Origin of the sequence: Wolbachia endosymbiont of Drosophila bicornuta, from assembly GCF_028982105.1 — a bacterium.
Taxonomy (GTDB): Bacteria; Pseudomonadota; Alphaproteobacteria; order Rickettsiales; family Anaplasmataceae; genus Wolbachia; species Wolbachia pipientis.
This window is the reverse complement of record NZ_JAPQLF010000053.1, coordinates 1-8,075: the sequence shown is the minus strand read 5'-3', so window position 1 is coordinate 8,075 and position 8,075 is coordinate 1. Positions and strand designations below refer to the sequence as shown.

Genomic DNA, 8,075 nt, shown 5'->3' with positions numbered 1-8,075 from the left:
GGTGTGCCGTAGAGACACAAAGAATGTTCAAGTAAGAGCAAACTAAGTGCAAAAGCTGCACAGTAGATGAGGGTAGGTCCCTCGGAACCGGTTTACAAGAGCAGGCTTCAAACAACCATAAGCTGCTTTGGTAAAGAGCCAAGGTAGTGAGCGTTATGGAAAAGGCGCAATTATGCGTCATGTATGAAATAGAGAGATGAACGTAAGTGAACCACTGATGAAGTGTCGAAACCAGTTGTATGACGTCAAAACCAGGGGGTCGTTTGTAACCTGGGATAAGGCTATCGGGAGCTTGTTTACTGGATAGCTGGCGTCCGGCATAAAGGTGGCATGAATCTATTTCAGGCTATTGTGAAGAACTACGGGAACCTGTCGTTTCGATGATAAGGAAGAAATCCAAGGAGCTGATCTCCAAGGATGAGAGTACTGATGCGGAAAACAGGGGCGGATCAGCTCGTAGTAGTAAAGAAGTTTCTGTAATGGAAATGGAGCGAAGGGGCTGAGTTATTCAGTTTTAATTATTTGTCAAACGAAAGGGAGGAGTAAATGAATAAAACAAAGTCTTCTGATATACCGAAGCAACTTATTTGGAGAGCTTATAAACAAGTATCGAAAAATAAAGGTGCTGCTGGTGTGGATGAGGTTTCGATAACAAAGTTTGAAGAAAATCTAAAAGACAATCTGTACAAACTATGGAATCGGATGTCATCGGGAAGTTATTTTCCAGAGCCGGTAAAAGCTGTTGCGATACCAAAAGATACAGGAGGGCAAAGAATTTTATGTGTTCCTTCAGTATTTGACAGGATAGGGCAAACGGCTGCTGCTATGTATCTAGAGCCGCTGGTAGAACCAAAATTTCATGAGGATTCATATGGTTATAGACCAAATAAGTCTGCACTGGATGCGGTAGATACAGCTCGTAAAAGATGCTGGAGGTACGATTGGACGATAGATCTTGATATATCTGGATTTTTCGACAATTTGGACCACGGCTTGGCATTGCAAGCTATCAAAAAGCACACAGACTGCAAATGGGTCATACTGTATGTTGAAAGATGGATGAAAGCTCCAATTCAGCAAGCAGATGGCAACAAGGTAGTAAGGGATAAGGGAGTTCCGCAAGGGGGTTCAGTTAGCCCGATCATTTCAAATATATTTATGCATCATGCATTTGATATGTGGATGAAACGAAACTACACAACAGTACCATTTGAAAGATATGTGGACGATGTGATAGTGCACTGCAAAACTAAGGAACAGGCGGACTTTATGCGAGCAGCAATCAAAGAAAGATTGGCACAATGTAAGCTAAAATTACATCCTGAGAAGACGCAAATAGTGTACTGTAAGGATGATAACAGGAGAGGTGGGTTTCCAATACAAAGTTTTGACTTCCTGGGCTATACATTTAGACCTAGGTTAGCGAAGAACAACAAAGTAGGAACCTATTTTGTCTCGTTTCTACCTGCGATTAGTAACAAGGCCAAGAAAAAGATCTGTCAAGTCATAAGGTCATGGAAAATACGCAGACAAACATCAACAACTTTAGAGGAAATATCGAGGAAAGTAAATCCAATAGTCAGAGGCTGGTTTCAGTACTATGGCAGGTTTTACAGGCAAGAAATATACAAACCTCTGAAGAACATAGAGCGGCAACTGGAAAAGTGGGTCAAAAGAAAGTATAGGAAGCTTCGAACTCGAGGAAAACTAGCAAGCCAACTTCTAGGAAGAGTAAGAAAGGAAAATCCAGATACTTTCTACCACTGGACGTTAGGGTTAGGTCAGAAGACTGAATAATGGAAGCTGTATAAATCGAGAGGTTTACGTACAGTCTTGTGAGGGACTGGTGGGGAAGTTCCGCCGGTCTACTCTCCTTAATATAGCAGATAAAAATGGAATGGTTCCTTTGTTTAAAGCTGCTTTCTATGGTCATAAAGATGCAACTGAAGTTTTATTAAATAGTGGAGCAAAGGTTGATACAGTAATTGAATCACTTCTTCAGAGTATGATGGAATATAATTACAATAGTAGCCATAAAGATATAGTTAAAGCTTTATTAAACAAGGGAGCAAATGCTGATGCAGTAGATTCATATGGACATACTCTTTTGCATTGTGCTGCTAGAGAAGGTTATACGGATATAGCAGAACTTTTATTAGAAAAAGGAGCGAATGTTAATATACAAGATAACGATCTATGGACTCCTTTACATTTTACTACAAAAAATAAAATGTTTATGGGTTATGCATATCGTCCAGCAAACGCCTCTGCGGAAACAGTAAAATTCTTAATAGAAAAAGGAGCAGATGTTAATATAGAAAATGAAGATAGAAATACTCCTTTCAAATTAGCCACTGATGAAGGAATAAAAACTCTATTGCAACCAGCAGAAAAATCTGATGATGGTTCAGCGGGTGGATCATCGACAGATAGTGAAGGGGGTCAAGAGGAAGAAAAACGAGTAGGTGATGATACTGAACTACAATCAGATAATAGCAAAGAAGGGGAAAAAACCAGCACCACCAGTGCAGAACAAGGAACTGATGTACAAGACAACGATGTAGGTCCTGTTGCTTCCACAGAACCTGCACAAACAGAAGAACAGCCGAGCTCTTTTTTTGGTAGTTTGTTTAGTATACTTATGAAGCCTTTTTCATTAGTTGCATCATTTTTTGGTGGTTTTTTTTCATGGTTGTTTGCGTCTGACGAAGAAAAGTCTGACACACAACCTTATGATGATTCTTCTTCACCTGTGGTCGATCAATCAGTTGAACAAAATAATGGTGATCATAATGACCAGAGCAATGTGATTTGATAGTGATCTTCTACCGGAAAAGGTGTCATCCCAGTGCGTGACACTGGGATCTCATTTTACTTTATGATGATGTCATGAAAGTAGCTGACATTGGGATCCAGAAGACTTAATTTCAACCAAATAATAAAGGCTAGATCCCAGTGTCACGCACTGGGATGACAAAAAAAGGAGCACTGGAATGACACCATCTTGGATGGAAATAACGTCACGCGCTGGAATGACAAAGAAGAGTGGGCTTTCATATGGTTATGCAAGAAGTCTACTGAATATAAACCAGTTTCTCACACACACATTTTACTACGTGATCAGCACTGATATTAAAATGCTCATAGAGTGTTTTATAAGGTGCTGATTCTCCGAAGCTTTTCATGCCAATAAATATACCGTTTGAACCTATGTATTTATGCCAACCCATTTCACTTCCGGCTTCAATTGCAACTTTAATGCTGTCATTATTTAATATTGCAGCTTTATATTCATCGCTTTGCTCGTCAAAAAGCCTCCAGCATGGCATAGAAACAATCCTTGTACCTATACCATTTTCCTGCAATTTCTCCCTTGCTTCAACTGCAATTTCAACCTCGGACCCCGTAGCAAATATCGTCACTTTTAATTCTTTTGAACATTCACACAAAATATATGCACCAAACTTCGATAAATTAGCAGATTGATCGATATCAGAGTAGAACTTGCGCATGTAACTTACGTTTTGCCTTGAGAGCGCAAACAGTGCAGGTGATTCTTTTTTTTCGAGTGCAATGCTAACAAACTCTAGAGTTTCAACTGCATCGGCTGGCCTAAAAACATATAGATTTGGTATAGCACGCAAAGAGGCTAAATGCTCTATTGGCTGATGAGTTGGGCCATCTTCTCCCACTCCAATTGAGTCGTGAGTCATGACATACATAACCTGCTGCTTCATCAGAGCTGAAAGACGTATAGCAGGACGACAATAGTCGGAAAATACCAAAAAAGTGCCGCCATAAGGAAGAATCGCGCCGTGAAGTGCCATACCATTCATACAAGCTGCCATAGCGTGCTCTCTCACTCCATAGTGGACATAAGAGCCACTATAATTATTGCTATTTATTACCTGCATGTGCTTATATTTAGTGCAATTTGACCCAGTAAGATCAGCAGAACCGCCGATTAATTCCGGCATAGACTCAGTTAAAAGTTCCATTACTCTGCCGAAAGAAGATCGAGTAGCTTCGTTTGGCATTAGCTCACATATTTGTTTCTTCAGGTCAGCTAAAACACCAGCGATATTATCTGGTAGATGTTTATCTAACCGTCTTTGAAGTTCTGCATGATACCCTGTCATCCCAGCATTCTCTTCTGTCATCCAAGTGCTTGACACTGGGATCCATTCTTTTTCTTCTTTCCTGGTCACGCGCTGGAATGACATCGTGTAGTTTTGTTTTGCTCTCTCAACAGTTTTCTTCCAGGCATTTTTCACATCTTCTGGTACATGGAATGGTTCATAATTCCAGTTTAATTTCTCTCTCATCTGTTTTATGTCTTCCTCCGAAAAAGCACCACTGTGAGCAGAGGATGTGCCAGCACGGCTTGAAAATTTTCCGATAATAGTTTTGCAGCAGATCATTGTAGGTTTATCAGACTTCTTTGCTTGCTCTATTGCAAGGGATATGGCATCAAAATCATGGCCATCAATTTTGTCAACATTCCATCCATACGCTAAGAAGCGTTTCTCTACATCGTCAGAACAGGAAAGGCAAGTAGCGCCATCTATAGAAATATCATTATCATCGAAAAGAGCTATAAGCTTATTCAATTTAAGATGCCCAGCAAGTGATGCTGCTTCATGGCTTATTCCTTCCATAAGACAGCCATCCCCTAGCATCACGTAAGTGTAGTGATTAATTAAGCTATCTCCAAATTGTTCTTTAAGAATCGATTCAGCAAGTGCCATGCCAACAGCAGTGGCAAACCCCTGACCGAGCGGGCCTGTTGTTGCCTCTACTCCGGAAGTCAAGCCAAACTCTGGATGACCTTGGGTCTTGGATCTCATTTGCCTAAAGTTTTTTAGCTCATCTATACCGATATAACCTGTCAAATATAATATTGAATATAGTAACATTGACCCATGACCGTTTGATAAAACAAAGCGATCTCTATTGAACCATTTAGAATCATCAGGATTATGATTCAGATATTTAGCAAACAAAACAGTTGCAACATCTGCCATGCCAAGTGGCATACCTGGGTGTCCAGAGTTTGCTTTTTGTACTGCATCAATTGATAAAAAACGGATGGCGTTTGCCATAGATTTTAAATGTGAATGATTCATATGTTAATAGAAAAACTTAAAAATGAAGTATAAAAGATTATATCAGCAAAAACAAGTTGACACTGAGTGCTAAAATCCTTAATAATCTAAAGTTAAATCGTGAGAGTTTTTATATGACAACTGTTATCACTAGAAAGTATAGGATTAGCCGTAGACTTGGTGTAAATTTATGGGGTAGAGCTAAAGACCCAGTAAACAAAAGGAAATACCCTCCAGGTCAACATGGTATTCTTGGATTCAAGAAGTTATCCGACTTTGGTAAGCAGTTTGCTGCGCATAAGAAATTTAAGTTTTACTATGCGATTTCAAGTAAGCAGCTCAGACGTACATTTTTAGATGCTTATAACAGAAAGGGTTATACGGCTGATAATTTTATCGGTATCTTAGAATCGAGATTAAGTTCTGTTTTATACCACTCTGGTCTTGTTCCAACAATTTACTCAGCAAAGCAGCTCATATCTCACAAGCACGTTACAGTTAATGATAAGGTGGTTAACATATCGAGTTATCGAGTGAAGCCAGGTGATATAATAAAAATAAGAGAAAGGGCAGCAAAAATCCCTGTAGTAGTAGAGGCTGAACAAAAACAAGAGCGCAAGGCTCCGGATTATTTAGAAGCAGATAGTAAAGAGCATTCAGTGAAGTATTTGAGGTCACCTCAATATTCTGAGGTTCCTTATTCAGCAGACATGGAAGTCAATTTAGTAGTAGAGTTTTACTCTAGATAGATAAAAAAAGCCCGTGTGGCGGAATCGGTAGACGCAGCGGACTTAAAATCCGTGGGTTTTGCGACCTTGGGAGTTCAAGTCTCCCCATGGGCACCAATTTAACTTAGCAGATAAATACAAAAAAGTATGAAATGGCTTGATATAGGAGATATTGTGGAAGCTCTGGAGGAAAAATTTCCAAATGAGAATATAATTAGTATCAGATTCACTGAGCTTAAAAAAAAGGTCTTGAGTTTAGAGGAATTTGATGATGATGAAAAACGCTGTAACGAAAAAATACTCGAAGCTATTCAAGCAGCTTGGATTGAGGAAAGATTAACCGCATAGCAATAAACCATACGCAAACGGTGTGCCGTAGAGACACAAAGAATGTTCAAGTAAGAGCAAACTAAGTGCAAAAGCTGCACAGTAGATGAGGGTAGGTCCCTCGGAACCGGTTTACAAGAGCAGGCTTCAAACAACCATAAGCTGCTTTGGTAAAGAGCCAAGGTAGTGAGCGTTATGGAAAAGGCGCAATTATGCGTCATGTATGAAATAGAGAGATGAACGTAAGTGAACCACTGATGAAGTGTCGAAACCAGTTGTATGACGTCAAAACCAGGGGGTCGTTTGTAACCTGGGATAAGGCTATCGGGAGCTTGTTTACTGGATAGCTGGCGTCCGGCATAAAGGTGGCATGAATCTATTTCAGGCTATTGTGAAGAACTACGGGAACCTGTCGTTTCGATGATAAGGAAGAAATCCAAGGAGCTGATCTCCAAGGATGAGAGTACTGATGCGGAAAACAGGGGCGGATCAGCTCGTAGTAGTAAAGAAGTTTCTGTAATGGAAATGGAGCGAAGGGGCTGAGTTATTCAGTTTTAATTATTTGTCAAACGAAAGGGAGGAGTAAATGAATAAAACAAAGTCTTCTGATATACCGAAGCAACTTATTTGGAGAGCTTATAAACAAGTATCGAAAAATAAAGGTGCTGCTGGTGTGGATGAGGTTTCGATAACAAAGTTTGAAGAAAATCTAAAAGACAATCTGTACAAACTATGGAATCGGATGTCATCGGGAAGTTATTTTCCAGAGCCGGTAAAAGCTGTTGCGATACCAAAAGATACAGGAGGGCAAAGAATTTTATGTGTTCCTTCAGTATTTGACAGGATAGGGCAAACGGCTGCTGCTATGTATCTAGAGCCGCTGGTAGAACCAAAATTTCATGAGGATTCATATGGTTATAGACCAAATAAGTCTGCACTGGATGCGGTAGATACAGCTCGTAAAAGATGCTGGAGGTACGATTGGACGATAGATCTTGATATATCTGGATTTTTCGACAATTTGGACCACGGCTTGGCATTGCAAGCTATCAAAAAGCACACAGACTGCAAATGGGTCATACTGTATGTTGAAAGATGGATGAAAGCTCCAATTCAGCAAGCAGATGGCAACAAGGTAGTAAGGGATAAGGGAGTTCCGCAAGGGGGTTCAGTTAGCCCGATCATTTCAAATATATTTATGCATCATGCATTTGATATGTGGATGAAACGAAACTACACAACAGTACCATTTGAAAGATATGTGGACGATGTGATAGTGCACTGCAAAACTAAGGAACAGGCGGACTTTATGCGAGCAGCAATCAAAGAAAGATTGGCACAATGTAAGCTAAAATTACATCCTGAGAAGACGCAAATAGTGTACTGTAAGGATGATAACAGGAGAGGTGGGTTTCCAATACAAAGTTTTGACTTCCTGGGCTATACATTTAGACCTAGGTTAGCGAAGAACAACAAAGTAGGAACCTATTTTGTCTCGTTTCTACCTGCGATTAGTAACAAGGCCAAGAAAAAGATCTGTCAAGTCATAAGGTCATGGAAAATACGCAGACAAACATCAACAACTTTAGAGGAAATATCGAGGAAAGTAAATCCAATAGTCAGAGGCTGGTTTCAGTACTATGGCAGGTTTTACAGGCAAGAAATATACAAACCTCTGAAGAACATAGAGCGGCAACTGGAAAAGTGGGTCAAAAGAAAGTATAGGAAGCTTCGAACTCGAGGAAAACTAGCAAGCCAACTTCTAGGAAGAGTAAGAAAGGAAAATCCAGATACTTTCTACCACTGGACGTTAGGGTTAGGTCAGAAGACTGAATAATGGAAGCTGTATAAATCGAGAGGTTTACGTACAGTCTTGTGAGGGACTGGTGGGGAAGTTCCGCCGGTCTACTCTCCT

General features: G+C 40.1%; 8 protein-coding genes and 1 tRNA gene. 8 read left to right on the top strand and 1 reads right to left on the bottom strand.

The genetic code is table 11. The features are described 5' to 3' along the window. Positions 1-380 precede the first annotated feature (380 nt). The 3 genes from OZD68_RS01065 to OZD68_RS01055 are packed head-to-tail and all read left to right on the top strand — an operon-like array spanning position 381 to position 2,815. Positions 381-503, top strand: a complete 123-nt coding sequence (locus tag OZD68_RS01065; RefSeq protein ID WP_275008770.1) for a hypothetical protein — start codon at positions 381-383, stop codon at positions 501-503. 43 nt (positions 504-546) lie between these two features. After that, entirely contained in the window at positions 547-1,797 is a 1,251-nt protein-coding gene (gene ltrA, locus OZD68_RS01060; protein ID WP_182309282.1) for a group II intron reverse transcriptase/maturase, read from the top strand. A gap of 49 nt (positions 1,798-1,846) precedes the next feature. Next, positions 1,847-2,815, top strand: coding sequence for an ankyrin repeat domain-containing protein (locus OZD68_RS01055; RefSeq protein ID WP_220468112.1), 969 nt, complete (start codon positions 1,847-1,849; stop codon positions 2,813-2,815). A gap of 259 nt (positions 2,816-3,074) precedes the next feature. Here the strand turns inward: OZD68_RS01055 and tkt are convergent, their stop codons facing one another. Further along, the gene (gene tkt / locus OZD68_RS01050; RefSeq protein WP_182309284.1) at positions 3,075-5,126 is read right to left on the bottom strand and encodes a transketolase; all 2,052 of its coding nucleotides are present in this window, start codon (positions 5,124-5,126) and stop codon (positions 3,075-3,077) included. 113 nt (positions 5,127-5,239) lie between these two features. On the opposite strand from tkt, the gene rpsD reads away from it, so the two are divergent. From rpsD to ltrA (OZD68_RS01025), 5 genes are all read left to right on the top strand, one after another. Then, positions 5,240-5,854 carry a 30S ribosomal protein S4 gene (gene rpsD / locus OZD68_RS01045; RefSeq protein WP_010962555.1) on the top strand — a complete coding sequence of 205 codons (615 nt, stop codon included), beginning with the start codon at positions 5,240-5,242 and terminating at the stop codon, positions 5,852-5,854. 9 nt (positions 5,855-5,863) lie between these two features. Next, positions 5,864-5,950 (top strand) — tRNA-Leu (locus OZD68_RS01040). Positions 5,951-5,980: 30 nt separating this feature from the next. Further along, entirely contained in the window at positions 5,981-6,181 is a 201-nt protein-coding gene (gene iscX / locus OZD68_RS01035; RefSeq protein WP_182309285.1) for a Fe-S cluster assembly protein IscX, read from the top strand. Positions 6,182-6,580: 399 nt separating this feature from the next. After that, complete coding sequence (locus OZD68_RS01030; protein ID WP_275008770.1) at positions 6,581-6,703, top strand: hypothetical protein; 123 nt, start codon at positions 6,581-6,583, stop codon at positions 6,701-6,703. 43 nt (positions 6,704-6,746) lie between these two features. Beyond that, positions 6,747-7,997 (top strand): group II intron reverse transcriptase/maturase, encoded by a 1,251-nt coding sequence (ltrA, locus tag OZD68_RS01025; protein WP_182309282.1) that lies wholly within the window; start codon positions 6,747-6,749, stop codon positions 7,995-7,997. Positions 7,998-8,075: the final 78 nt, after the last annotated feature.

What these genes read in the sequence shown, in the direction of transcription:
- rpsD (WP_010962555.1), top strand. Translation starts at nt 5,240, where the DNA reads ATGACAACTGTTATCACTAGAAAGTATAGGATTAGCCGTAGACTTGGT.
- tkt (WP_182309284.1), bottom strand. Translation starts at nt 5,126, where the DNA reads ATGAATCATTCACATTTAAAATCTATGGCAAACGCCATCCGTTTTTTA.
- ltrA (WP_182309282.1), top strand. Translation starts at nt 547, where the DNA reads ATGAATAAAACAAAGTCTTCTGATATACCGAAGCAACTTATTTGGAGA.
- OZD68_RS01030 (WP_275008770.1), top strand. Translation starts at nt 6,581, where the DNA reads ATGATAAGGAAGAAATCCAAGGAGCTGATCTCCAAGGATGAGAGTACT.
- OZD68_RS01065 (WP_275008770.1), top strand. Translation starts at nt 381, where the DNA reads ATGATAAGGAAGAAATCCAAGGAGCTGATCTCCAAGGATGAGAGTACT.
- ltrA (WP_182309282.1), top strand. Translation starts at nt 6,747, where the DNA reads ATGAATAAAACAAAGTCTTCTGATATACCGAAGCAACTTATTTGGAGA.
- iscX (WP_182309285.1), top strand. Translation starts at nt 5,981, where the DNA reads ATGAAATGGCTTGATATAGGAGATATTGTGGAAGCTCTGGAGGAAAAA.